This window comes from Pelomicrobium sp. G1, from assembly GCF_051905455.1.
GTDB lineage: Bacteria > Pseudomonadota > Gammaproteobacteria > Burkholderiales > UBA6910 > Pelomicrobium.
Genome location: NZ_JBQACR010000013.1, coordinates 17,549 through 44,238, shown reverse-complemented (window position 1 = coordinate 44,238; position 26,690 = coordinate 17,549). Strand labels below are relative to the sequence as shown.

The window sequence follows — 26,690 nt, the reverse complement described above, 5'->3', positions numbered from 1 at the left end:
CAGCAATGCCTTGTCGTTCTGACCCATGTTGAAGAGACTGATCTTGTTGGTCTGGCTGGCGGCCTCTCCCGCCGCCTTCGCCGGGCCGGTCATCGTGGTACTCGGCGATAGCCTCTCTTCGGGCTACGGCCTCCCGGCGGGAAGCGGCTGGGTCGCGTTGCTCGAAGCGCGGCTGCACGCCCTGGGCTATCCCCACCAGGTGGTCAATGCCAGCGTAAGCGGTGAAACCACCCTGGGCGGGCGCAATCGCGTCGCGGGGCTCCTCGAGCGCCATCGGCCCGAAGTCCTCATTGTGGCCCTGGGAGGAAACGATGGCCTGCGGGGGCTCGCCCCGGAGACCACCCGGGACAATCTGGCGGCCATCATCGAAGCGGCGCAGGCTCGGGGGGCGCGCGTCGTTCTCGCCGGCATACGTTTGCCACCCAACTACGGCAGACCTTACATCGAAAAGTTCCACGCCCTCTTCCCCGCGCTCGCCCGGCGCTACGGGGTGCCCCTGGTGCCCTTCCTCCTGGAGGGCTTCGGCGAGCGCCTAGAGTTTTTCCAGGCCGACGGAATCCATCCCGGCGAGCCCGCCCAGGCGCTGATGCTCGATAACGTGTGGCCGGCCCTCAAACCCCTGCTCGACGCCCATTCCGGATCCCGCCGCACCAGCCGTAAGAGCATGTAAGGATCCCGACGCAAGGAGCGACCAAGTGGGCAAAACCCCGGCGCCGCCGGCTTCCCCGGCCCTCCGGATGCCTCCTTCGAGGAAACCGCTATGACCAAGGTGCGCCTGATCGTCCTGCTGGCCCTCGCGGGCCTGGTCGCGGCCTTTTTCGCTTTCGGCCTGGACCGCTATCTCACCCTGGAGCACTTCAGGGCCCAGCAGGCGGCCATCGTGGCCTATCACCACGCCCACCCCCTCGCGAGCGCCATGGGGTTTTTCGCGCTCTACGTGGCGGTCGCCGGCCTGTCGCTGCCCGGCGCGGCCCTCATGACCCTGGTGGCCGGCGCCATCTTCGGGCTGCTGTGGGGAACCGTGATCGTGTCCTTCGCCTCCAGCATCGGGGCGACGCTCGCCTTTCTCGCCAGCCGTTTCCTGTTCCGCGACGCCATCCAGAGCCGCTTCCGGGACAAGCTCCAGGCGATCAACGCGGGGATCGAGCGGGAAGGTGCATTCTACCTCTTCGCCCTGCGGCTGGTGCCGGTGTTCCCGTTCTTCATGATCAACCTGGCCATGGGGCTGACCTCCATGAAGACCTGGACCTTCTATTGGGTGAGCCAGGTGGGCATGTTCCCCGGAACGATCGTGTATGTGAACGCCGGCACCCAGCTCGCCCGCCTGGAAAGCCTGTCGGGCATCCTTTCGCCCACCCTGCTCGCCTCCTTCGCCCTGCTGGGGATCTTCCCCCTCATCGCGAAGAAGATCGTGGCGCTGATGCGCGTTCGGCGGGTCTACGCCCGCTGGCCCCGGCCCGCGAGGTTCGATCGCAATCTGGTGGTAATTGGGGCCGGCTCCGCGGGCCTGGTGGCCGCCTACATTGCCGCCGCGGTGCGCGCCAAGGTGACCCTCATCGAAAAAGACCGCATGGGCGGGGACTGCCTCAACACCGGCTGCGTGCCGTCCAAGGCGCTGCTGCGCACCGCCAAGCTCCTGGCCCAGGCCAGGCGCGCCCGGGAGTTCGGGCTGCGTTCCATCCAGGTGGAGTTCGATTTCGCCGAGGTGATGGAGCGGGTGCAGCGGGTGATCCGCACGGTCGCCCCCCACGATTCGGTGGAACGTTACACCCACCTGGGCGTCGAAGTGATTCAAGGCGAAGCCCGCATCGCCACCCCCTTCACGGTGGAAGTGAACGGGCGCACCCTTACCACCCGCAGCATCGTGATCGCCGCCGGCGCCCGCCCCCTGGTCCCTCCGATCCCGGGCATCGAGGACATGGGCTACCTCACTTCGGACACCGTGTGGGCCCTCCGGCGGCTTCCGCGACGGCTGCTGGTGCTGGGAGGCGGGCCCATCGGATGCGAGCTGGCCCAGGCCTTCGCCCGTTTCGGCTCCCGGGTGACCCAGGTGGAAATGCTGCCCCGGCTCCTGATCCGGGAAGATCCGGAAATCTCCGAAATGGTGCTTCAGCGCTTCCGTAAGGAGGGCATCGACGTGCGCATCGGCCACAAGGCCAAGCGTTTTCTCACGGAAAACGGCGAGAAAATTCTCGTCGCCGAGCGGGACGGAGCCGAGGCGCGCCTCCCCTTCGACGACCTGCTGGTGGCGGTGGGGCGCGTCCCCAACACCACCGGCTACGGGCTCGAGGAGCTGGGCATTCCGGTCAACCAGAGCCGCACCATCGAGGCCAACGAGTTCCTGCAGACGATCTACCCCAACATCTACGTGTGCGGCGATGTGGCCGGGCCGTTCCAGTTCACCCATACCGCCGCCCACCAGGCTTGGTACGCGACGGTGAACGCTCTGTTCGGCCAGTTCCACAAGTTCCGCGCCGATTACTCCGTGGTCCCCTGGGCCACCTTCACCGACCCCGAAGTGGCCCGGGTGGGGCTCAACGAGCAAGACGCCAAGGAACGGGGCATCGACTACGAGGTGACCACCTACGGCCTCGACGACCTGGACCGGGCCATCGCCGACGAAGCCGCCCACGGGCTGGTCAAAGTGCTGACGGTGCCGGGCAAAGACAAGATCCTCGGGGTCACCATCGTGGGAGAGCACGCGGGCGACCTGATCGCCGAATACGTGCTCGCCATAAGGCACGACATCGGGCTCAACAAGATCCTGGGCACGATCCACATCTACCCGACCCTGGCCGAGGCCAACAAGTACGCGGCGGGGGCGTGGAAGAAGGCCCACGCTCCCCGAAGGCTCCTCGAATGGGTGGGCCGCTATCACCGGTGGCGGCTTGCTTGACCCGATTCCGGCAACGCTGACGACATCCCTCGGACGCCCATGCACGCCACCCTTCCCTTGCTCCGACACTCGAGCTTCCCGGCCATCCGGCGCCGCAAGCTAGAAACCCTCCAGGTCAACCTGGGATACAAGTGCAACCAGGCCTGCGTCCATTGCCACGTGAACGCCGGCCCCACCCGGACCGAGATGATGGACGCCGAGACGGCAGACCAGGTACTCGCTTTCCTCGCCGCCGCCCAGGTGACCCGCCTGGACTTGACCGGAGGGGCCCCGGAGCTCAATCCCCAGTTCCGGCGCCTGGTGCGGGAGGCCCGGACCCTAGGGGTAGAGGTGATGGACCGCTGTAACCTGACCGTGCTGGAGCAGCCCGGGCAGGCGGACCTGGCCGAGTTTCTCGCGGAGCACCGGGTGGAGGTGGTCGCCTCTCTGCCTTGCTACCTGGAGGAAAACGTGGACCGCCAGCGGGGCAAGGGGGTCTTCGACGCCAGCATCCGGGCCTTGCAACGCTTGAACGCCTTGGGCTACGGCATGCCAGGGTCGTCCCTCGTCCTTAACCTGGTCTACAACCCCCAAGGACCTCAGCTTCCTCCCGCCCAGGACGTCCTGGAGCGGGCCTACCGGGAGCACCTGGGGGAACGCTTCGGCATCCGGTTCAACCGCCTGTTCGTCCTCGCCAACATGCCGATCCGGCGCTTCGGCTCCATGCTGGTGTCCAAGGGGCAGTTCGCCCAGTACATGGAACTCCTGCGGGGCGCCCATCAGGACGATAACCTGGAGCACGTCATGTGCCGCTCCCTCCTGAGCGTGGACTGGCGGGGCTTCGTCTACGACTGCGACTTCAACCAGATGCTGGGCTTGGGCCTTAAGCTGAACGGCCACGCCCGGGTCCATCTGCAGGACCTCATGGGCCGTGACCTGGACGGCAACCCCATCTTGGTGGCCGACCACTGCTTCGGCTGCACCGCCGGGCAAGGATCGAGCTGCGGCGGAGCGCTGCGAAACGGCTGAAAGGCGGTTCCGCCCTTCGAGGCGTAAGCGCCGCGTGCTATGATCGGCGGCGGTCCACGACAGCCCGCGCCCATGCCCTCTTCGGACAACCGTTCCCAGCCTCCCCCCGAATACGTCGGCAAGTACAAGGTCATTCGCGAGCTCGGCCGCGGCTCCACCTGCCGCGTGTACTTGGCCCAGGACCCGTTCACTAGCCGGGAAGTGGCGGTCAAGGTCGTTTGCCCTCAGCTCCAGAGGGGCGCCCGCGAAAGCAAGCGCTTCATGCGGGCGTTCATGAGCGAGGCCACCCTGGCGGGCCGGCTCAAGCACCCCCACATCGCCGCCATCTATGACGCCGCCATGGAGGAGGATTTCGGCTACCTGGTGATGGAGTACGTCCCGGGCGGCACCCTGCAGCAGTTTTGCGATCCCCAAAGGCTCCTGCCCGTGGACCGGGTGGTGGAAATCATCTTCAAGTGCTGCCGGGCCCTGGATTACGCCATGCGCCAGGGGGTCATCCACCGGGACGTGAAGCCGGGCAACATCCTGGTCACCCAGGGCACGGAGATCAAGATCACCGACTTCGGGACGGCGTTTCTCCAGGTCGCCGACCATACCCAGTTGACCGGCGTGGGCTCCCCCGCCTATATGTCCCCCGAGCAGATCCGGGAGCAGGATCTCACCCACCAGACGGACATCTATTCCCTGGGCGTGGTGATGTACCGGCTCTTGACCGGCCGGCTGCCCTACGATTCCCGGGAGACCGAGAAGCTCATGGAGGAGATCCTGCACGGAGAGCCCCTGCCCCCCAGCGCCCACCGGCCCGGCATCCCTCCCGCCCTCGACCGCATCGTGCTGCGGGCGATGGGCAAGGAGCTCCACGAGCGCTACCCCACCTGGCTCGAGTTCGCCCGGGACCTGGCCGCCGTGTTCGGTCAGCTCCAGGCCCCAGGACAGCCCGCCGCGGACACGGAAAAGTTCAGCGCCCTCAGGCGCTTGCCTTTTTTCGAGCGGTTCGAGGACTCCCAGATCTGGGAGGTGCTGGGGATGGCCACTTGGCGCCGGGTCCCCGAAGACAGCCTCATCGTCCAGGAAGGCACGGCGGGGGAATCCTGCTTTATCCTGGTGGACGGCACGGCCCAGGTCTCCCGCAACGGCGCCCCCCTGGAGCGGCTGGGGCCGGGAGACTGCTTCGGCCTCATGCTCTATTTCGAGGAAAGCTCCCGGGCGCGAACCACCTCGATCACCGCCCTGACCGATTGCTCCTTGATAGAGTTGCCCGCCGCCGCCCTCAATCGGGCATCGGATGCCTGCCAGGCCCAGTTCAACAAGGCGTTCCTGCGCCTGCTGGTCAACCGCCTGGACCGGCGGCACGCCCCGACCGAGTCCCCGGTCAATGGGTAACGCGCTTCGGGCTCAACCTTTTTAACAATTCGACGGCCGCATTCCTTCCCTGCCACCCCATGCCTGCCGCATAGGGAAAACCTCTGCCCGGCAGGTCGTTTCCCCGCGCCGCGTCCGATGACCGTGCCGCTCGTCCACGAAAACGCACCATCTGTCGGCCGCGACTGGCCTTTCTAAAGGCGGCTTTGCCACAATCTGAGCGCACTTTCCGGCTTCAGCTCGGGAGGAGGCCGCCCGCAAGGGCGAGGTCTCTCCCCATGGGGTGGGACATGACCCGGATAACAATCGAGGGCGCCCCCATGAAAACCGGTCCCGAGGCCTGGGAGCGAAGCCCGGCACCTTCGAATTGGGGGGAATCAGGTATGGGTAGCGGAGTCTGGAGGAAGCGCCTCGCCCGGGCGGATACCCGGCGGCGGGTGCGTGGATGTCAACTTAGCGGTATTGGAGGTTTGCATTCTCTCGCCTTCTGGACGCCCCTGCCCCGCTCCTCATCCCATGCAGGGCAGTTCGCGGAGAAGGCCGGATGAACTCCCCCAGTCTGACCGGCCTCAAGGTGATGGTGATCGACGACAGCAACACCATCCGCCGCAGCGCCGAACTGTTCCTCAGCCAGGCCGGGTGCCAGGTGATCGTCGCGGAAGACGGCTTTTCCGCGCTCGCCAAAATCGCCGAGCATCATCCCGACATCATTTTCATCGACATCATGATGCCCCGGCTCGACGGCTACCAGGCCTGCGCCCTGATCAAACGCAATCCCAAGTTCCGGTCCACCCCCGTCATCATGCTCTCCAGCAAGGACGGCGTGTTCGACCGGGCCCGGGGCCGCATGGTCGGTTCCGACGAATACCTGACCAAACCGTTCACCCGCGAGGACCTGGTCAACGCGGTCCAGGCCCACGCAAAGAAGACCGGCACAACCAAGGAGTTATCCCATGGCGATCAAAAAAGTTCTTGTGGTTGAGGATTCGGCGACCGACCGCCAAGCCCTGTCGGAGGTGCTCAAGAAGAACGGGTTCGAGGTGCACACGGCGGAAAGCGGCGAGGAAGCGGTCGCCAAGGCCGGCCAGCTCAAGCCGGACTTGATCCTGATGGACGTGATCATGCCGGGCACGAACGGGTTCCAGGCGACCCGCATCATCTCCCGCAACGACGACACCAAGCACATCCCCGTGATCATCGTCAGCAGCAAGGGCCAAGAGACGGACAAGATCTGGGGCATGCGCCAGGGAGCCCGGGACTACATCGTGAAACCCGTCCAGGAGGCCGACCTTCTGCGGAAGATCTCGGCCCTCGGCTGAAACCCTCGCGACCCGCGCAGACGCCAATGGAAACCCGGCCCAGGAGCTTGAAGGAGTACCAGGAAAGGCTGCTGGCGCGCATCCGCGACTCTGCAGCCAACGGTTCGGCGACCTCGTACCTGGGCATGATGGTGGCCGAGGAACGCTGGGTGGTGCAGCTCACCGACGTGAGCGAGGTCATTCCGCTGCCGCCCCTATACCCGATTCCCCTGACCCAGGATTGGCTTCTCGGCGTGGCCAACGTGCGCGGCGCTCTGCACACGGTCATCGACCTGGCGGCTTTCGCGGGCCGCGGAGCGACCGCCCTCGGCAGCGAGGCGCGCTTGGTGTTGATCCACCACAAGTTCCGGGTAAACGCCGGCTTCGTCATCGGTCGCACCCTGGGGCTGCGCAACCTGCAGCTCCAAAGACACCCGCCCGAAAAGGCGTTGCCTTGGCTCGTGGCCAGGTATCGCGACCCGGATGGGCGGGATTGGAAAGAGCTGGATATCCGCCGCCTGGTATCCGACCCCCGCTTCCTGGACGTGGGTCGTTCCGGGTCGCAGCTGCGGGATGCTTAGGCGTAACGAACGAGCTTAATTGGGGAGAAAGTCCATGGCATCGGTCGCATCGGATCTCGATATCCACCTGCCAGCCAGCGGCGCTGAACCGGCCGCACCTGCCCTGCAGGCTGCAGGGAAAGAGGGCGGGAAGATGAGCGCCTGGTTCAGCCTCGTCCACAGGCTGACCAGCCGGCCGGGCGGCGAACTACCCCAGGGCTTGCCGCTGCTGAGGGGCTTGAGCTTCCAGCGCCAGGTGGTGGTTCTGGGCACTCTGGTTCTCCTGTCCTTGGCGCTTACCGTAGTCACCTTCGGCTACGTCATCTGGGAGGGCCGCATCAACCGCGCCCAGACGGCGGTCTCGACCGAAATGCAAATGTGGTCTCAGCGCATGGCGATTCTCGCCGAGCAGGCCGCACGCGGCGACCCGGACGCCTTCGGGCAGTTGAAGCACGGCGCCGCCACCTTCTCCCGCGGTCTGACCGTTCTGCAATCCGGGGGCGAAGTCCATGGCACGACCCTGCCCGGAGCGTCCGCCGAGCTGATCCCGCTGATCGCCGAAGTCTCCGCCCGCTGGAGTCCGATTTCCGAGGACATCAATCTCATCCTCTCCCAGCAGCAGGGATTGGTGACGCTCAAGGAAAGCGAGGATTTCATCCGCAAGGCGGGTCCCAAGCTGAAGAGCCTCTCCCAGCAACTGGGGGTGATCGCCATGGAGCGGGGCGAAGACCCCAGATCGGTGGTGAGGGCGCGGCAGCTCTACTACGACGTCACCAACTTCGACCTGCTGGAGGCCAACAGCCAGATCTCCACGGACGATCCGGAGCCCCAAGTCGCACTCAACCTCATACGCAACGTCAAGGCCTTTGAAGAAATCGTCCAGGGTCTGGTCAATGGCAACGCCGAGCTGGGCATCGTGGCGCTGAAGGACCCCCTGTCGCAAAAGGCCGTCAAGCCGCTGCACGAGCTGACCAGGGAGTTCCGCAGCCACATCGCGAGCGTGGTCAACAACATGGACAAGCTTGCCGGGGCGAAGGAAGCGTACCGCAAGGTCTCCGCCCGCAGCGAGCCCCTGCTCGGTTCCCTCGGGAAACTCACCGAGACTTACAAGCAACAGGGCGCCGGCTACGGGGCGACCGGGGCCGGTCTGCTGTTCGCGCTGCTCACCCTGACTTTCCTCGGATTGATGGGAAAGGTTCACCTCGACGACGCCCGGCGGCGCGCTGTGGAGAACGAGCGGGCGAACAGCCGCAACGAGCAGGCGATTCTGCGCTTGCTGGACGACATGTCCCAGCTCGCCGAGGGCGATCTGACCCGTCACGCCCGGGTGACGGAAGACATGACCGGCGCCATCGCCGACGCCGTGAACTACGCCATCGACGAGCTGCGCGGCCTGGTCAACCAGATCAACCAGGCGGCGAGCCAGCTCACCGAATCCACTCGCCAGGGACGGGCCGTCTCCAGCCAGTTGCTGCAAGTGACCGAGAAGCAGGCCAAGGAGATCCAGGCCACCACCAGCTCGGTGCTGCAGATGGCCTCCTCCATGGACACGGTCTCGGCCAACGCCCAGCAGTGCGCCCAGGTGGCCGAGCAGTCCCTCGCCGCCTCAGAAAAAGGCGCCCACGCGGTGCACGAGTCCATCGCCAGCATGGACGCCCTGCGCGAGCAGATCCAGGAGACCTCCAAGCGGATCAAGCGCCTGGGAGAAAGCTCGCAAGAGATCGGCGAGATCGTGCAGTTGATCGCCGGCATCACCGAGCAGACCAACGTGCTGGCGCTCAACGCCGCGATCCAAGCCGCGGCCGCCGGCGAGGCCGGCCGGGGCTTCACGGTGGTAGCGGAGGAAGTGCAGCGCCTCGCCGAGCGCTCCGCCGAGGCGACCAAGCAGATCGGCGCCATCGTGCGCACGATTCAAAGCGACACCCACGACGCCGTGGTGGCCATGGAGAAGAGCACCATGGGCGTGGTCGAGGGAGCAAAGCTCACCGACGCCGCCGGCCAGGCCCTCCAGGAGATCAACGAGGTGTCCAAGCGCCTGGCGGACCTGGTGGCCCAGATCACCCGCGCCACCGAGGATCAATTGCAAGCCGCCCAGGGGGTGGCCAAGAACATGCGGGACATTCTCCACATCACCCAGCAGACCACCAAGGGCACCAAGTGGACGGCCGAATCCATGGGCCAGATCTACGAGCTGGCCCAGAAGCTCAAGGTCTCCGTGTCCGGCTTCAAGGTCTGACAGCCCTCCATCATGAGCGCGAACCTCTCCTTCCAAACCGGCCCGCTCACCTGGGTCAAGCCGGAAATCGATGTCGCCCTGGAACGGGTGGGCGCGTCCCTCGCGCGCTACTTTCCTTCACCGGAAGCCTCGGAGGAGCTGGCCACCGCCCGGGGCAGCCTGCGGGAGGCGATCGGCGCGCTCAGCATGATCGGCATGGAGGGGCTTGCACGTTTCATGACCGAGGTGGACAGCGTACTCGAGGACCTGGGCACCCGGCGCGTGGCCCCGACCGGGGCGATCCAGGCCCTCCTGGAACGGGCGGTGTCCACGGTGACCCAGTACCTGACCGACGTGGCCCGCGGCGAGCCGGATCAGCCCATGAGCCTGATGCCCACCCTGCGGGAACTCGCCCGCTCCCGCGGCCGCCGGGTGGAGGACAAGGAGCTGTTCTACCCCGACCTGAGCCTGCTGCCCCCGCCCCTGCCGGGCGGCCAGGCCACGTCCGGACCGGCCCTCATCGCCACAGTCAAGCTGCAACGGGCCGCCTACCAGCGGGGAATGCTCCAATGGCTGCGGGGATCCGTCGAAGGACTGGAAATCATGGTCCGGGCACTGCAGGAGGTGGAGCGGGCCCAGCCTCAACCCCACGATCGGCGCCTGTGGTGGCTCGCCGGCGGCCTGGTGGAGGTCTTGCTGCGGGAAGCCCTGCCCGCTGACGACGAGCTCAAGAAGCTCTGCGCCCGCATCGACCTGCAGATGGCGGCCTTCGCCGCGGGCAAGGACGCAGCGCCCGAAACCTTGCTGCGGGACATCCTTTATCACCTCGCTCGCTGCGAGCCGGTAACGCCCCGGCTAAAGGAGATCCAGAGCTTGTACCATCTGGAGCGCTACGCCGCTCCCCCCGGCATCGCCGGGTTGCTGGAACTGGATACGGAGCGGGTGGGGCCCCTGCTCAAGCAAGCCCACGAGGCGCTGGCGGAAGCCAAGGCGGCCTGGGCCAGCTACAGCGCGGGCGAACAGAAATCCCTGGCCGACTTCCGTACCTCCGCCGGCCGCTTCCGCGACCTGGCTGCGGACCTGGGCAACCACCCCTTGCTGGAGCTGGCGGAGCTGATCAAGCGGGTTTCCATGGTGCTCAAGGCCCAGAGCCGGGAGCGGCAAGCGTTGATCGCCATGGAGATGGCCACCGCCCTGCTCGCCGCCGAGCATGCCCTGGAGCGTTTCACTTCCCTCACGCCCCAGATCGAGGCGAAGGTGGAAGCCATCACCGGGCGCCTGCTTAACGCCCTCTCCGGACGCCCCAGCGAAGCCGCCGATCCGGCCCTGGCCGGGCTCGGGCAGCGCAACGACGAGGCCGAGCCGATCGCCCAGGTGGCGCGGGAGATGCGGGCCAACCTCCAGCACGTGGAGCAGGTGCTGGACGGCTATTTCCGCGGCACTGGGAACGAGTCTCAGCTCGGCGGGCTGGAGCCGTTCCTGCGCCACGTTATCGGGGCGCTGCGCATGCTGGGCTTAGAGCCGGCGGCGGAATTGCTGGAGCACTGCACCGCAGTGGTGGCCTTGCTGGCGGATCGCAGCCAAACGCCCAGCCAGGACGAGGTCACCCTGCTCGCCGATGGCTTGAGCAGCCTGGGGTTCTACGTTCAAGCCCTCCCCCACGATGGCGGCGAGGAGCTGAAGATGGTGGAGGCGGTACTGGCCCGATTCCGTTTTCGGTCGGTCCCATCGACCCAAGGCGCCGAAACCTCCTCGGTCCCGGAATCTTCCCCGGCCTCTTCTATTGCGGCGCTCGCAGCCGAGGGCTCCTTCGCCCCCGCCGAACTCGAGCCGGGAAGCGCCGGCGTTTCCGCGCCACTCCCGGCCCAAGCCCGGGCGACGGCCGCCCCATCCCCCTCGCCAGGGGATATCCCAAGCAGCCATGGCGACTTCACCGACAGCGCGGCTGCCGGAGACCGGGAGATCGTGGAAGTCTTCCTCGAAGAAGCGCGGGAGATCCTCACGGCCATCGCCGAAAACCTGGCCGCCTGCCGGGCGCGGCCGGAAGATCGGGAAGCGCTCACGGCGCTGCGCCGCAGCTTCCATACCCTCAAGGGAAGCGGTCGGATGGCCGGGCTTCCCCATCTGGGCGAGGCCGCCTGGACCGTCGAGAACATGATGAACCAGTGGCTCAAGCTGGAGCGGGAGGCGAGCGGGGAGCTGCTCGATTACCTGGCTGAAGCCCGTGCCGCCTTCGATGGCTGGATCGCCGAGCTGGCGGGCGAGGGCCGTGTCCGCGTCGACCGGACGAGGCTCGCGGAGGGGGCTTCCGCCCTGCTTCGGGCGGTGGAAGCGGGAGCCCCGCCCCGCCCCGCGGCGGCGGTCTCCGCTTCCCGGCCCGCCGCCAACCCGACGCCCAAAACGGCTGCGTCCGCCCGAACACCCGAGGAGATCGCCGTCGGCCAGATTTCAGGGACCCCCGGCCCGCCGGTAGAGGCCCTCGATCAGGCCCTGGAGGCCGTTGGCCAGAGCCAAGAGGCCCTTGGCCAGGTCCCGGAGGCCGTAAGCCATGGCAGCCCAGCCCCACAATCCGTCGGCGATGCACCAGATGAGCTGGATTTCCTCCGGCCCGCCGCTCCGGCCGTGGAGCCCCCGCCCGGGGAGGCGCCCGTCGTCATCGGCGAAATGACCCTGTCCCCGTCCCTGTACCAGGTGTACTTGCAGGAGGCGCGCCAATGGGTAGATGTCCTGAAAAGGGGGCTGGAGGATCTGGCCCGTCATCCCGGCGAGGCTCTGCCGGAAGCCCTCCTGCGGGGAGCCCATACCCTGGCCGGTTCTTCCCGCACCGCAGGGCTGGCGGCGATCGACGCCCTGGCCGCCGCCCTGGAACGAGCCTTGTCCGCCTGGCAAGCCCATCGAGTCGTCTGCGGGGAGCTGCCGACGGCCCTGCTCGCCCAGGCGGTGGAGACCCTGGACCAAGCCGTGACCCAAGTGGAAAGCCGAACCCTTCCACGGCCGGCCACCGCCCTGATCGACGCCCTCCACGCCTGGAACGAGGAAATCCAGGTCGCTGCCGCCGCCGCGGTCCCGGCCCCCACTGCGAGCTCCGCGCTTTCCCCAGCGTCCTCCGGCCAGGACCGCCGGCTGGTCAGGGACGACATCGACCCCCAGCTCCTGCCCATCTTCCTGGAGGAGGCCCACGAGCTGGTGCCCCTCTTGGGCGAGGATCTGCGCCATTTGCGCGCCGAGCCCGGCGACTTGCAGGCCTCCCAGTCGTTGCGGCGGGTCCTGCACACCCTCAAAGGCAGCGCCCGCATGGCCGGGGCCATGCGCCTCGCCGAGCTGGTGCACCTCATGGAGAGCGAGGTGGAGGCAGCGGCGGAGGACGCAGACTTCTCCCCCGCCCTCTTCGAGCGACTGGAGGGCGAGCTCGACCGGCTGGTCGCCGCCCTGGAGGGCTTGGAGCGCGGCAGCGCCGGAGCGCCCGAGCTCGCCCAAGAGAGCGCCGCCACGGCCGGGCCGGAGCCGACCCCGGCGCCTTCGGCGGATGCGAGCAAGGCGGCCACCGAACCGGCTCCGCCGTCCGTCCTGGAAGAGCTCTCGGCGGGAGCCGCCCAGATCCGGGTCGCCGCCGATACCGTTGATCACCTGGTGAACCAGGCCGGGGAGATCAGCATCACCCGCGCCCGCATCGAGGTGGAGGCGCGCAGCTTCAAGCAGATCCTGCTCGAGCTCACCGACAGCGTGGCTCGGCTCAAGGCTCAGTTGCGCGAGATCGAGATCCAGGCGGAATCCCGCCTGCAGGCGAGGCTGACCCTGGCCCAGGAGAAGGACGAGGGCTTCGACCCCCTCGAGTTCGACCGCTATACCCGCTTCCAGGAGTTGACCCGCCTCATGGCGGAGAGCGTGCACGACGTGAGCACCGTGCAGCAGAACCTGCTGGCCGGCCTAGACGAGATCAACGCGGCGCTTTCTGCCCAGTCCCGGCTCAACCGCCGGCTCCAGGACGACCTCATGCACCTGCGCACGGTACCGTTCCAGCGGGTGGCGGAGCGCCTCCACCGGGTGGTGCGCCAGAGCGCCCGCGAGCTGGGCAAGCGGGCCCAGCTCGAGATCTCCGGCGGCCAGGTGGAGATCGACCGGGGCGTGCTGGAGAAAATCGTGGCGCCCCTGGAGCACCTGCTGCGCAACGCCGTGGCCCACGGCGTCGAGCCCGGGAAGCTGCGCGCCGCCGCCGGCAAGCCGGAGACGGGGCGGATCCAGTTGGCGCTGCGCCAGGAAATCAATGACATCGTCATCCAAGTGAGCGACGACGGGGCGGGCCTAAACCTCCCGGCGATCCGGGACAAGGCGGCGAAGCTGGGGTTGATCGAGCCGCAGCGGGAGCTCTCCGACGCCGAGCTGGCCCAGCTCATCTTCCGGCCCGGGTTTTCCACCGCGGAGACGGTCACCGAAATCGCCGGGCGCGGCGTCGGCATGGACGTGGTGAGCAACGAGATCCAGGCCCTGGGCGGGCGCATCGACGTCGCCTCGGAACCCGGCCGAGGCGCGACCTTCACCCTGCGGGTGCCCCTCACCCTGGCGGTCACCCGGGTCCTGCTGGTCGCCGCCGCAGGACGCACCTGGGGCATCCTGGCCAACATGGTGGAGCAGGTGCAGGAGCACGGCCCAGACGCCGTGGAAAGCCTCTTCGCCGCAGGCTCGATCCAGTGGCTGGAGCACCGCTATCCCCTCCATTACCTGCCCCGGCTGCTGGGCAACGACGCCGCCCGGATCGAGCCCCAGGCCCGCAACTACGTGCTGCTGCTTCGCAGCGGCGAGGGCCGGGCGGCGGTGCTGGTGGACGGGCTCGGCGGCAGCCAGGACGTGGTGCTCAAGAAGATGGGCCCCCAGCTCTCCCGGGCTCCCGGCATCGCCGGGGCCACGGTGCTCCCGAACGGGGAAGTGGTCTTGCTGCTCAGCCCGGTGCGCCTCGCCGAGCGCCGGACCGGGGCCGCCGTCACGGCGGTGGAGGTGGCCGCCGGCCGCCAGGCGGAGGCTCCCCTCATCCTGGTGGTGGACGACTCCCTCACCGTGCGCAACGTGACGGGCCGCTTCCTGCAGCGGCACGGGTTCCGGGTGGTCACCGCCAAGGACGGCCTGGACGCGTTGCAGCGCCTGCAGGAGGCCGTACCCGACGTCATGCTGGTGGACATCGAGATGCCCCGGATGGACGGCTTCGAGCTGACCAAGCAGGTGCGCTCCGATCCCCGCACCGCCCCCGTGCCCATCATCATGATCACCTCGCGCCTGGCCGACAAGCACCGCCGGCACGCGCTGCAGCTCGGGGTGAACGTGTACCTGGGCAAGCCCTACCGGGAAGACGAGCTGCTCGGACACATCGCCAGGTTCACCCGGCCTGCCGCTTCCGTGCAATAACTCCGCCCCTTGACGGGCGGTCGGCGCGCCTGCAGCATGGCGCGGAAAGGAGCCGAGCCGACCGCCGATGCCCCACCCAGCGGATTTGAGCGCCACCGCCGCCGTCGCCGCCATCCGCAAAGGCCGGCTGACCAGCGAAGCGCTGGTGCGGGCGTGTCTCGAGCGCATCGCCGAGCGCGAGCCCGAGGTGCGCGCCTTCGTCGACCTGCAGGCCGATGTCGCCCTCGCCCGAGCGAGGGCGCTGGACGCTCGCGGACCCCGGGACGACGAGCCCTTGTTCGGCGTGCCCGTCGCCATCAAAGAGATCTTCGACGTGGCGGGTTATCGCTGCGCCTGGGGCACGCCGATCCATTCCTATCGCATTCCCTCCGCCGACGCGCCGGCGGTGGCGCGCCTCAAAAAAGCAGGCGCCGTCGTCCTGGGCACGGTGGTGTCCACCGAGTACGCTGTCGCCGCAGCAGGACCGACCACCAACCCCCACGATCCGTCCCGCTCCCCGGGAGGCTCATCCAGCGGATCGGCGGCAGCGGTGGCGGCCGGAATGGTCCCCCTCGCCCTGGGTTCCCAAAGCATCGGCTCCATCGTCAGGCCGTCCATCTACTGCGGGGTATTGGGGCTGAAACCCACCAAGGGCGCCATCAGCATCCAGGGCTGCATGCCCCTGGCGGAAGAGCTGGACCACGCGGGTCCCATCGCCCGCACCGCGGATGACATCGCGACTGCCTGCCGCGTGCTGTTCGGCCGCGAGCCCGGAGATCCCTACTCGCGTCCTATCGCTCCGCCCGACGACGCCACGGCGCCGCCCTCCCATGTGCTGGAGGCGATCGGACCGCTGCGCAGCCGCGTGGGGCGCGGGAGCGCCGCCGCCGTGCAACAAGCCGTGTCCTCGCTGCGCAAGGCCGGGCTTCCGGTGTCGCGGATCGAATTGCCCCCGGACTTCGACCGGATCGAGTGGGTTGCCCACACCCTGCTCTGCCGCGGCATTGCCCGGCATCATGGGACCGACCGGGATCTCCATGGCGAGCGCATGAGCGAGCCTATGCGGGCGCTGGTGGACCGTGGCCGAGCCGTAACCGATGGAGAGCACGCCCGGGCCCTCAGGCTAGCCCGGCAATTCGGCGAACAATTGGCCGCCATGCTGACCCCGGGCACGGTGATGGTTACCGCAGCGGTGGACGACGTGGCACCGCCGATCGAGGAAGGGACGGGCTCGCCCCTCCTCCAAGGCCTTGCCACCGTGACGGGGCTGCCCGCGCTGGCGGTTCCCTGCGCTCGCCATGACGGGCTGCCCGTGGGCGTCCAGCTTGTTGCCGGGCACGGCCAGGAAGGCCTCCTGCTCTCCGCCGCGCGCAAGATCCTGGCCGCCTCTTCTTGATTCTCCCTATCGGGGTGGCGGTACCCGGGCAGTGCCGTAGGCCCCCAGGGAAAGGCCGGCGATGGTCGGGTCCACCGGAGCGTAGCCCTCGAATTCCAGGGTGAAGAGTCCCCGTCCCTGGGTCGCCGAGCGCAGCTCGGTCACGTAACCGAACATCTCTGCCAGGGGCACCCGCCCGCCGATCGCCTCCATGCCGCCGGGATGGGGCTCCACCGAAGCGATCTCCGCCCGGCGGGCGGCGAGTTGGCCCAGCACGGCGCCGGTGTACTCGGCGGGCACCAGAACCTCGATGCGTCCGATGGGCTCCAGCAGGATGGGCTGCGCCTGGTGCAACGCTTCCCGGAAGGCGAGGCTCGCGGCGGTGCGGAAGGCAAGCTCGCTGGAATCCACCGGATGGCTCGAGCCGCCCTCCAGCGTCACCTCCACGTCGGTCACCTCAAAGCCGGCAAGAGCGCCGGAGCGCGCCGCGTCCCGGACCCCCTGCTCCACGGCGGGAAGGAACTGGCGGGGAACGGCGCCTCCGGCCGCCTGGTTCGCGAAGCGAATGCCGCTGCCGGGCTTGCCGGGCCGCAGCGCCAGGATCACATGGCCGTACTGGCCTCGGCCGCCCGTCTGCCGGACGAACCGTCCTTCGACGCCGAACACGGGACGAGAAATGGTCTCCTTGTACGCGACCCGCGGCCGTCCCATGCGCACCTCCACCCCGTGCTCCCGGCGCAGCCGCTCCACCAGCACTTCCAGTTGCAGCTCCCCCATGCCGCTCAGCACGACCTGGCCTGTGTCCTCGTCCAGGGTGAGCTGGAAGGTGGGGTCCTCGTCCGCCAGGCGCCGCAGCCCCTCCATCATGCGATCGTGGTCCGCCATGGTGCGGGGCTCCACCGTGGCCCGGATCACCGGCTGGGGGAAGCCGATGGGCTCCAGCACCACCGGCCGCTGCGGCGCGCACAGGGTATCCCCCGTGTAGGTGCGGTTGAGCCCCAGCACGGCGCCGATGTCGCCCGCCTTGAGGACGTCCACGTCTTCCCGCTGATTGGCGTACATGCGCAGCACCCGCCCGGCCCGCTCCTTTTGCCCCCGGGTGGCGTTGAGCAGCGCCATCCCGGGGCGCAGGGTGCCGGAATAGAGCCGCACGTAGGCCAGGTGCCCCATGTAGGGATCGTTCACGAGCTTGAAAGCCAGGGCCGCCAGAGGTGCGTCCTCGTCCGGTTCCAGGGCGATGGTCTTGCCGGTGGCGGGGTCGGTCCCGTGAACGGCGCCCAGGTCCAAGGGAGACGGCAGGAAGTCCACCACCGCGTCGAGCAGGGGCTCGATGCCCACGTTGCGCAGGGCCGAGCCGCAGAGCACGGGAAACAGGCGGTTCGCCAGGGTCGCCCGGCGCAGCGCCGCCCTCAGCGCTTCCGGGGCAAGGGCTTCGCCCGCCACGTACTGGGCGAGCAGGGCGTCGTCAGCCTCCGCCAGGCGCTCCACCAGTTCCGCGCGGGCCTCCTCGGCCGCCGCCAGGTACTCGGGGGGCGGCTCGCCGACCTCGGGCTTCCCGCCCGCGCTATCGGGCCAGGCCATGGCCCGCATCTCGATCAGGTCGATCACGCCGCGGAACGAAGCCTCCCGGCCCAGGGGCAGGTGCACGCGGGCGGGTTGCACTCCCAGGCGCTCGGCGATGCTCGCCACGGTGCGCTCGTAGCTCGCCCCGACCCGGTCCATCTTGTTCACGAAAGCGATGCGCGGCACCCGATAGCGGTCCGCCTGGCGCCACACCGTCTCGCTTTGCGGCTGCACCCCGTGCACGGCGTCGAACACCACCACGGCCCCGTCCAGCACCCGGAGCGACCGCTGCACCTCCGCCGTGAAGTCGATGTGGCCCGGGGTGTCGATCAGGTTGATGAGACGGTCCCGCCAGCGGGCGGTGACGGCGGCGGCCACGATGGTGATGCCCCGCTCCCGCTCCTGCTCCATCCAGTCCGTGACCGTGGTGCCGTCGTCCACGGAGCCCAGGCGATGGGTGCGGCCGGTGTAATACAGGATGCGGTCGGTGAGGGTGGTCTTGCCCGCGTCGATGTGGGCCACGATGCCGATGTTGCGGAGCTGGGCAGTGCGGGGGCCCATGGCGACGAATCTATTGCTCCATCGCGGCTCGCGGGCGTTGCCCGGCTTCACCCCTTCTTGCCTTCTCGCCGGACCCGCTCCAGGTATTTTCCGGTGGCTACCTCCACCCTCACGACGTCCCCTTCCTTGATGAATTGGGGCGCGAGCACCTCCAGGCCGTTTTCCAGCACCACGGTCTTGTAGGTGGCGGTTTCGTGCTCCCGCAGGCCCGGCGGCGCCAGAACCACCTTGAGCTCCACCGTCTCGGGGAACACCACCCGGATGGGCGCGCCTTCGAACAGCTCCACCGGGATACGCATGTTGGGCTGCAGGAACTTCTCGTAGGGCCCGATCGCCTCCTTCGAGAAGCTCAACTGTTCGAAGGTTTCGGGGTGCATGAAGTAGAACGCGTCCCCGTCGGTGTAGAGGTACTCCATCACCTGGCGCTCCAGGGCGACGTCCTCCAGCTTGTCATCCGGGTGGAAGCGCAACTCCCTTACGTGATTCGTCCTCAGGTTCTTCAGCCGGACGAACACCATGCCTCCGAACTGGCCGCCGCCGGCGTGGTATCCGGCGCTCAGGACGTTGTAGATCTCGCCGTCCAGTCTGACCGCGGTCCCTGCTTTGAGCTCGGCTGCCTCGATCATCTCGTCCGCCTCCGTCCAATCCCGCCAGGGGGCCGTTCTCCCGTGTCCTTTTTTCCTCTCCCACTCTAACGGCTTCTCCCTCCCGCGGGAACCCTCAGGGGTCGCCCGGCGCCGCAGCCATAAGCCGGTCGACGGCGAACCGCTGGGGCGCGAGGGCCTGCACCAGATCCCGCTCCAGGGGAAGCGGCTCGCCGCTCGCCTGGCTGGCCACGAGCTCCCCCGCCAGGGCGGACCAGGCGAGACCCCGGGCGCCCAGCCCCGTACACACGTAGAGGTCCTCGCCCAGGGCGCCGACGATGGGCAGCCGGTCGGCGCTCACCGGGCGGAAACCCACCCATCCCTTGAGGTCGGCCGGATTCCAGCCCGACCCGTAGCCAGGCAGCATCCGTTCCAGGCGCCGCAGGTTGTCGGCATGATCTTCGACCCGGATACTGGGGTCGGGATCGTCTTCTCCGAAGGTGGCGCCCAGGCAGTGGAAACCGTCATGGGCGGGGGTGATGCAGCCTTCCCGGCACACCACGGCCCGGAGCGGCCGGTCCGGCCGCTCCGGCAGCAGGGTGGATTGCCCCCGCACCGGCCGCAGGGGCAGCCTGGAAGCGGGGAAAAACCCGCGCGCCTGGAAGCCATTGGCCAGCACGGCCATCGCCGCCTGGGCGATGAGGCGCCCGTCCGCGGACCAGGCCTGCCAGCACCCGTCCCGGCGGACCAGGTGCACCGCCTCCTGGCCGAACACGGACAGCACCCGCTCGCCCGCGGCGGCCAGCCGCGCTTCGCACACGCTCGCCCCTCTGGCCCAGCCGGCCCAGGAGTACCAGACCCCTTCCCCGTTCACCGCGGCGCCCACGAGACGGGCGCCTTCCTCCCCATCCACGAGCCGGGCAAAGTCCGCGGGCAACCGTTCGACCGCATCGCGCAACTGGGCGAGATGCCGCGGGCCCCTGGGAAGCTGCAGCGCGCCGGTAGCCGCCCAGGCGGGCCGCGGATGCGCCTCCGCCAGATCCTCCAACTGGGCCCAGGCGTAGCCGCTGGCGGCGCAGGTGAACCGAGCCAGAGGGTTCCAGCGGGGCGAAACGGCGGGGCGCAACACGCCGGCGGGGTTGGCCGACGCCTCCCGGGCCGTCGCCGGATGGCGTTCCACCAGGCTCACGCGGAAACCCCGGGCCGCCAGCCGCTCGGCACAACCCGTACCGGCAAGGCCCGCGCCGATGACCAGGGCCTCCCGGGTCACCGCCTGGGGGGACGCCGCACCGCTCGCAAAACGCGCCGCCAGCATCTCCCGCTTGCGCCCGAATCCCGGGCGCTTGTGCCCTTCGAAGCCCGCGGCGGCGAGACCCCGCCTCACTTCCCCCGCCACCGTGTAGGTGGCGGCGGTGGCCCCCGGGGCGGCGAGCCGGGTGAGCTCGCGGAACACCGCCTCGCTCCACATCCGGGGGTTCTTGGCCGGCGCGAAGCCGTCCAAGTAGAAGGCATCCGCCCGGGCCTCCAGCGAGGAGAGCATGGTGGCGGCCTCCCCGAAGCAGAGGGTGAGCGTCACCCGCCCGTCCTCGAAGGCGCGCCGGTGGAAGCCGGGAAGGAGGGGCGGATAGCGGGCAATAAGCGCCCGCGCCAGGGCGGCAAGCTCGGGGAAGCGGCGGTGGGCCGCCTCCAGGTCCCTCGGAGTGAGGGGATGTTTTTCCACCGACACGAAGTGCAGCCGGGCGCCTGCGGGCGCGCTCGCCCGCCAGGCGTCCCAGGTGGCGAGGAAGTTGAGGCCGGTGCCGAAACCGGTCTCCACGATGGTGAACGTCCCGGCGCCGCGGAACCGCGCCGGCAGCCCGTTGCCCTGGAGAAAGACGTGCACCGTCTCGGCGAGCCCCCCGCTCGCGGAGTAATAGACGTCTTCGTAGTCCAGGGAAAAGGGCGCGCCGTCCTCGCCGAAACGCACCCGGGCGGGAACCACGGGCGTCGGTTCGGGTGACCACAGGTTAGATGACGATATCATAACGGTATCAGGCTTCCACCGCCCGCGGGCGCTCCGCCGGCGCTTCGCCTGCGCCCCGCTCGGCGAGGAAGCCGGCGAGGATGCGGGCGGTGTGGGAGCGGCGCTTGCCCCGGGCGAGGGCCTCCGGCGGTCCCTCGGCCACCACGCGGCCTCCCGCCTCGCCCCCCTCCGGTCCCAGGTCGATCACCCAGTCGGCTTCGGCGATCACGTCTAGGTTGTGCTCGATCACCACGGCGGTGTTTCCCGCGTCCACCAGCCGGTGCAGCACGCCCACGAGCTTTTCCACGTCGGCCATGTGTAGCCCCACCGTGGGCTCGTCCAGGACGTAAAGGGTGTCCCCGTTCCCCCCCGCCGTCGGGGCGCGCCGCCGGCCCGTTTCCGGCCTGGTCGGCGATCTGGCTTTGGCCAGCTCGGTCACCAGCTTGATGCGCTGGGCCTCGCCCCCGGAGAGGGTGGGACTCGGCTGGCCGAGGCGCAGGTAGCCAAGCCCCACCTCCTGCAGTAGCCGCAGGGGATGGTGGATGGCCGGGTGGGCGGCGAAGAACTCCACCGCCTCGTCCACGCTCATGGCGAGCACCTCTCCCGCGTTTTTTCCCTTGAAGCGTACGGCCAGGGTTTCCGGCGTGAAGCGGGCCCCGTTGCAGGCGTCGCACATCACCTTGACGTCGGGCAGGAAACTCATCTCGATGGTCTTCATGCCTTGCCCTTCGCACGCCTCGCAGCGGCCGCCCGCCACGTTGAAGGAAAAGCGCCCCGGCCCGTACCCGCGCATGCGCGCCTCGGGCATCTGAGCGAAGAGGCGCCGGATGCCGTCCCAGATGCCCACGTAGGTGGCGGGGCAGGAGCGGGGCGTCTTGCCGATGGGGGTCTGGTCCACTTCCAGCACCCGGCTCACCCGCTCCCAGCCCCGCAGCGCCTCGCACGGAAGCTTGGCCTGGTTCCGGCGGCGATTCGAGAGCAGCGTCTTGAGACTCGCGTAAAGCACGTCCCGCACCAGGGTGCTCTTGCCGCTGCCGGACACGCCGGTGACCGCCACCAGCCGGGCTAGGGGAATTTTCACTCGCACGGATTTGAGATTGTGCAACCGCGCCCCCACGATCTCCAGCACCGGCGTCTCGCGCCCGGTGAGGCGCACAGGGCGCCGCGCTCCCCGCAGAGGATGGATCAGGGGCCGGGCAAGGCAGCGCCCCGTCACCGACCGGGGGTTGCCCATGAGGTCCGCCACCGTGCCCTCCACCACCACGCGGCCCCCCTGCTCCCCCGCTCCCGGCCCAAGGTCCACCACGTGCTCCGCGAGGCGGATGGTCTCCTCGTCGTGCTCCACCACCACCACCGTGTTACCCTTACCCTTGAGCTCGGCCAGGGTGTCCAGCAGCCGCCGGTTGTCCCGCACGTGGAGCCCGATGGTGGGCTCGTCCAGCACGTAGCACACGCCCCGTAGGTTGGAGCCGAGCTGGGCCGCCAGCCGGATGCGCTGGGCCTCGCCCCCTGAGAGGGTGGGCGCCGAACGGTCCAGGGAGAGATAGGCGAGGCCCACCTGGTTCAGGAACGCGAGCCGCGAGCCGATCTCCGGCAGGATGTCCCGGGCCACTTGGGCGGCCCGGCCCCCGAGCTTCAGGCGCTGGAAGTAACGCTGGGCCTCGCCGATGGAGAGGGCCGTCAGCTCGGCGATGTTTCTCTCCTGGAACCGTACCGCCAGGGCCACGGGATTGAGGCGGCGCCCCTGGCACTCCGGGCAGGGACGGGTTTCCCCTTCCCACCACTCGTTCCACCAGATCTCCTCGCCGGTCTGGGCCTCGTCGAACCCGGGAAGGGTAAGCCCCGTGCCGTAGCAGCGAGGGCACCAGCCGTGCTTAGAGTTGAAGGAGAACAGCCGCGGATCCGGCTCGGGGAAGCTCTGGCCGCAGCGGGGGCATGCGCGGCGCACCGAGAAATGGGCCTCTGGGGGCTCGCCCCCCTTGAGGGCCCTGGAGTGCTCCACGGGCGCCACCTTGACCGTGCCTTTGCCCAGCGCCAGCGCCCGGGCCAGGGCTTCCCGCAACGGCCCCTCGGTCCTGAGCGAGACCAGCACTTCGGCCACTGGCAGCTCGATGTCGTGCTCCCGGTAGCGGTCGAGCCGCGGCCAGGGAGAGGTCGGGGTGAGGACCCCGTCCACCCGCAGGTGCCGGTAGCCCTTGCGTGCCGCCCATTGGGCTAGGTCGGTGTAATAGCCCTTGCGCGCCACCACCAGGGGCGCCAAGAGCGCGATCCGGCTGCCCCGATAGTCCCGCAGGAGCCGGGCGGCGATGGCCTCCGGGGATTGGGGCTCGATGGGAACGTCGCACCCGGGACAGTGCTGGACGCCCAGCTTCCCGTAGAGCAGGCGCAGGAAATGGTAGATCTCGGTGAGGGTGGCCACCGTGCTCTTGCGCCCGCCCCGGCTCGTGCGCTGCTCGATGGCGACAGTGGGGGGAATGCCGAAGATGGCGTCCACGTCGGGCCGCGCTGCCGGCTGCACGAACTGGCGCGCGTAGGCGTTCAGGGACTCGAGATAGCGGCGCTGGCCTTCGGCGAACAGGATGTCGAAGGCCAAGGTGGACTTGCCCGAGCCGGAGATGCCGGTGATCACCGTGAGGCGCTCCCATGGGACGCGCACGTCCACGTTCTTGAGGTTGTGCTCCCGGGCGTGGTGGATGTGAATCGCTGAATCGACCCGCGCCAGCCACGGGCGCTGCGCCCTTTCCTGGGCTGGGAGCGCCGGCTGCCGCCCCCGGGCCAGCGCCGCCTGGCGCCTGGCGAGGGCCGCGCCGGTGCGGCTTTCCGGCTCCCGGGCGACCTGCTCCGGCGTTCCCGCGCACACCACCCGGCCGCCGGCTTCCCCGCCCTCCGGCCCCAGGTCGATGATCCAGTCCGCCGCGGCGATGACGTCCAGGTTGTGCTCGATCACCAGCACGCTGTGGCCTTCCGCCAGCAACCGGTCGAAGGCCTGGAGCAGGACGGCGATGTCGGCGAAATGCAGGCCCGTGGTGGGCTCGTCGAACAAGAACAGGGTGCCGCCGGGGGCCTGCGCCACGCCCCGGCGTCCGGCGCCTTGACGGGCGCGGGCCAGGTGCCCGGCGAGCTTCAACCGCTGGGCCTCGCCCCCGGAGAGGGTGGGCACCGGCTGCCCCAGCTTGACGTAGCCGAGCCCCACCGCCTGCAGAGGCGCGAGGGCTTGGAGCACTTCCGGCTGCGTCGAGAAAAACCCCGCCGCCTCCGTCACCGTCATCTCGAGCACGTCGGCGATGGAGCAGGGCGCCCGCCATTCCTCCCCGGCCGGCGGCAGCAGCTTGACCTCCAGCACCTCGGGCCGGAAGCGGCGCCCATCGCAGTCGGGACAGCGGAGATACACGTCGGAGAGGAACTGCATTTCCACGTGCTCGAAGCCGCTGCCGCCGCAGGTGGAGCAGCGGCCGTCACCCGCGTTGAAGCTGAAAGTGCCGGCGGTGTAACCCCGCTCTTTCGCCAGGGGGTCTTGCGCGAAGAGCTTGCGGATGGCGTCGAACGCCCCCACGTAGCTCGCCGGGTTGGAGCGGGCAGTCTTGCCGATGGGCGACTGGTCCACCAGCACCACCTCGTCCAGGGCCTCGTGCCCGCGCAGGCCCGCGTGGGCGCCGGGGGCCTCCACCGCCCGCCCCTTCAGCTTAGCGAGGGCCGGATAAAGCACGTCCTGCACCAGGGTCGACTTGCCCGAGCCCGAGACGCCGGTCACGCACACAAGCCGGTTCAAGGGAATGGACACATCGATGCCCTTGAGGTTGTGCTCGGCCGCCCCCAGCACCTCGAGCCAGGCTCCGGGCGGTTCCCCGTTGGGAACCCGGTTGGAGACCCGCTTCTCCCCCCGCAGGTACTGCCCAGTCAAGGAACGGGGGTCCCGCTGTAATTCTTCCGGCGTGCCGAAAAACACCACCTGGCCACCCCGCTCGCCCGGACCCGGCCCCAGGTCCAGGATGCGGTCCGCGGCCCCCATGACGGCGGGATCGTGCTCCACCACCACTAGAGTGTTGCCCGCGTCCCGCAGCCGGACGAGCACGCCCACCACCCGGTCGATGTCCCGGGGATGCAGGCCGATGGACGGCTCGTCCAGCACGAACAGGGTGTTCACCAGGGAAGTGCCCAGGGCGGTGGTAAGGTTGATGCGCTGGACCTCGCCGCCGGAAAGGGTGCGGGACTGGCGGTCCAGGGTGAGATAACCCAGGCCCACGTCCACCAGGTACTGGAGCCGGGAGCGGATCTCCGAGAGGAGCAGCTCAGCGGCTTCGTCCAGGGCCGGCTCGGGGAGCCGCAGGTGGCGGAAGAAGTCCAGGCAGCGCTCGATGGGAAGCAGGGCCACATCGTGCAGGGTGAGGCCCGGTAGCGCATGGAACGCCTCGTCGGAGAACCGGGTCTCCGGGGGTCGCAGCCGCCGGGCGCGCTCGATCACCCGGTCGGCTGCCTCCTGGGTCCCGAGACGCCATAGGAGCGCCTCGGGCTTGAGCCGCGCGCCGCCGCAGGCGGGGCATGGCGTATAGGCCCGGTACTTGGAGAGTAGCACCCGGATGTGCATCTTGTAGCTCTTGGTCTCGAGCCAGTCGAAGAAGCGCCGCACCCCGTACCAGGCCCGGGGCCAGGAGGCTTCCCAGCTCACCCAGCCGGGATCCCCCTCTAGGACCCAGCGCCGGTGGGCCTCCCCCATCTCCCGCCAGGGGACGTCCACGGGCACGCCCCGCTTGCGGGCGAAGCGCAGGAGATCGTCCTGGCACTCCCGGTAGCTCTGGGTCTGCCAGGGCTTGATGGCTCCCTGGGCGAGGGACTTGGAAGCATCGGGAATGACGAGATCCAGATCGATGCCGATCACCCGGCCGAAGCCGCGGCAGGTGTCGCAGGCGCCGAGGGGGGAATTGAAGGAAAAGAAGCTGGGCGTTGGCTCCCGGTAATGGATATCGCAATCGGCGCAATGCAGGTCCGCGGAGAAGCGCCAGGTGGCGATGGGTTCCGCCCCCTCCCCATGAACGTGGACCGTGACCCGCCCCTGGCCCACCCGCAGCGCCGCCTCCAGGGCCTCGATCACCCGGTCGCGGCCGGCAGCGCCCAGGCGAAAGCGGTCCTGCACCACTTCCAGGGTGTTGTCTTTCTGCGGCTCGATGCGGGTGTATCCCTGCCGCTCCAGAAGCTCGCGCACCTCCCGCTCCGAGAAATTGGCGGGCACCGTGACCGGAAAGGCGATGGTGAGCCGAGGATCGCCGGCTGCGCGGGCGCGCTTGGCCAGGGTCTCGTGGATGCTCTGGGGCGTGTCCCGGCGCACCCGCTGGCCGCAGCCCCGGCAGTAAAGCTCGGCGGCGCGGGCGAAAAGCAGCTTCAGGTGGTCGGCGAGCTCGGTCATGGTGCCCACGGTGGAACGGGAGGTCCGCACCGGGTTTACCTGGTCGATGGCGATGGCGGGCGGTATGCCGTCGATGCGGTCCACCCGGGGGCGGTCCTGGCGGTCGAGGAACTGGCGGGCGTAGGGCGAGAAGGTCTCCACGTAGCGGCGCTGTCCCTCGGCGTAGAGGGTGTCGAAGGCGAGGGACGATTTGCCGGAGCCGGAAACGCCGGTGACGACGATCAGCTCGTTCAAGGGAAGCCGGAGGCTCAAACCCTTCAGGTTGTTCTGGCGGGCTCCTTCGAGGGTGATGTATTCGCTGGACACGGAGGCTTCAGTGACAACGTGAATTCGTGTAAAGCACGGCCGGGAATTGACGAAGTTTTACATGCGCCTTTCCAGGCGCAATCATACTGGAAGCACCTGGCGGCGAACTCCCATCGCCAGCCCGTGATCGACCACTCCTTTCACGGCCCGGGTCGGCGATCGGAGCCCGCCAGGACCTCCGTC

Annotated in this window: 14 protein-coding genes; 10 read left to right on the top strand and 4 right to left on the bottom strand. The window is 68.9% G+C overall.

The features are described 5' to 3' along the window. The first annotated feature begins 43 nt into the window (after positions 1-43). From ACTFO6_RS12955 to ACTFO6_RS12910, 10 genes are all read left to right on the top strand, one after another. Positions 44-670 (top strand): arylesterase, encoded by a 627-nt coding sequence (locus tag ACTFO6_RS12955; protein ID WP_439934868.1) that lies wholly within the window; start codon positions 44-46, stop codon positions 668-670. Positions 671-760: 90 nt separating this feature from the next. Next, positions 761-2,896 carry an FAD-dependent oxidoreductase gene (locus ACTFO6_RS12950; protein ID WP_439934867.1) on the top strand — a complete coding sequence of 712 codons (2,136 nt, stop codon included), beginning with the start codon at positions 761-763 and terminating at the stop codon, positions 2,894-2,896. Positions 2,897-2,935: 39 nt separating this feature from the next. After that, positions 2,936-3,904, top strand: a complete 969-nt coding sequence (gene arsS / locus ACTFO6_RS12945) for an arsenosugar biosynthesis radical SAM (seleno)protein ArsS (RefSeq protein WP_439934866.1) — start codon at positions 2,936-2,938, stop codon at positions 3,902-3,904. A gap of 72 nt (positions 3,905-3,976) precedes the next feature. Continuing rightward, complete coding sequence (locus ACTFO6_RS12940; RefSeq protein ID WP_439934865.1) at positions 3,977-5,287, top strand: serine/threonine-protein kinase; 1,311 nt, start codon at positions 3,977-3,979, stop codon at positions 5,285-5,287. Between the two features lie 556 nt (positions 5,288-5,843). Next, positions 5,844-6,248 carry a response regulator gene (locus tag ACTFO6_RS12935; RefSeq protein ID WP_439934864.1) on the top strand — a complete coding sequence of 135 codons (405 nt, stop codon included), beginning with the start codon at positions 5,844-5,846 and terminating at the stop codon, positions 6,246-6,248. Next, a complete protein-coding gene (locus ACTFO6_RS12930; protein ID WP_439934863.1) occupies positions 6,220-6,585 on the top strand; it encodes a response regulator in 366 nt (121 codons plus the stop codon). Before ACTFO6_RS12935 ends, ACTFO6_RS12930 begins: the two co-directional genes overlap by 29 nt. Positions 6,586-6,611: 26 nt before the next feature. Then, positions 6,612-7,145, top strand: coding sequence for a chemotaxis protein CheW (locus ACTFO6_RS12925; protein ID WP_439934862.1), 534 nt, complete (start codon positions 6,612-6,614; stop codon positions 7,143-7,145). Between the two features lie 34 nt (positions 7,146-7,179). Continuing rightward, entirely contained in the window at positions 7,180-9,360 is a 2,181-nt protein-coding gene (locus ACTFO6_RS12920; RefSeq protein ID WP_439934861.1) for a methyl-accepting chemotaxis protein, read from the top strand. Between the two features lie 12 nt (positions 9,361-9,372). Continuing rightward, positions 9,373-14,736, top strand: a complete 5,364-nt coding sequence (locus tag ACTFO6_RS12915) for an Hpt domain-containing protein (protein WP_439934860.1) — start codon at positions 9,373-9,375, stop codon at positions 14,734-14,736. A 67-nt stretch (positions 14,737-14,803) separates the two neighbouring features. After that, complete coding sequence (locus tag ACTFO6_RS12910) at positions 14,804-16,111, top strand: amidase (protein ID WP_439934859.1); 1,308 nt, start codon at positions 14,804-14,806, stop codon at positions 16,109-16,111. 6 nt (positions 16,112-16,117) lie between these two features. On the opposite strand, the gene fusA is transcribed toward ACTFO6_RS12910, so the two are convergent. The 4 genes from fusA to uvrA all read right to left on the bottom strand — a co-directional run bounded on the left by fusA (position 16,118) and on the right by uvrA (position 26,507). Further along, complete coding sequence (gene fusA / locus ACTFO6_RS12905) at positions 16,118-18,214, bottom strand: elongation factor G (protein WP_439934858.1); 2,097 nt, start codon at positions 18,212-18,214, stop codon at positions 16,118-16,120. Positions 18,215-18,261: 47 nt separating this feature from the next. Continuing rightward, positions 18,262-18,840 (bottom strand): elongation factor P, encoded by a 579-nt coding sequence (locus ACTFO6_RS12900; protein ID WP_439934857.1) that lies wholly within the window; start codon positions 18,838-18,840, stop codon positions 18,262-18,264. 94 nt (positions 18,841-18,934) lie between these two features. Beyond that, a complete protein-coding gene (gene mnmC, locus ACTFO6_RS12895) occupies positions 18,935-20,779 on the bottom strand; it encodes a bifunctional tRNA (5-methylaminomethyl-2-thiouridine)(34)-methyltransferase MnmD/FAD-dependent 5-carboxymethylaminomethyl-2-thiouridine(34) oxidoreductase MnmC (RefSeq protein ID WP_439934856.1) in 1,845 nt (614 codons plus the stop codon). Between the two features lie 49 nt (positions 20,780-20,828). Beyond that, complete coding sequence (gene uvrA, locus ACTFO6_RS12890) at positions 20,829-26,507, bottom strand: excinuclease ABC subunit UvrA (RefSeq protein ID WP_439934855.1); 5,679 nt, start codon at positions 26,505-26,507, stop codon at positions 20,829-20,831. Positions 26,508-26,690: the final 183 nt, after the last annotated feature.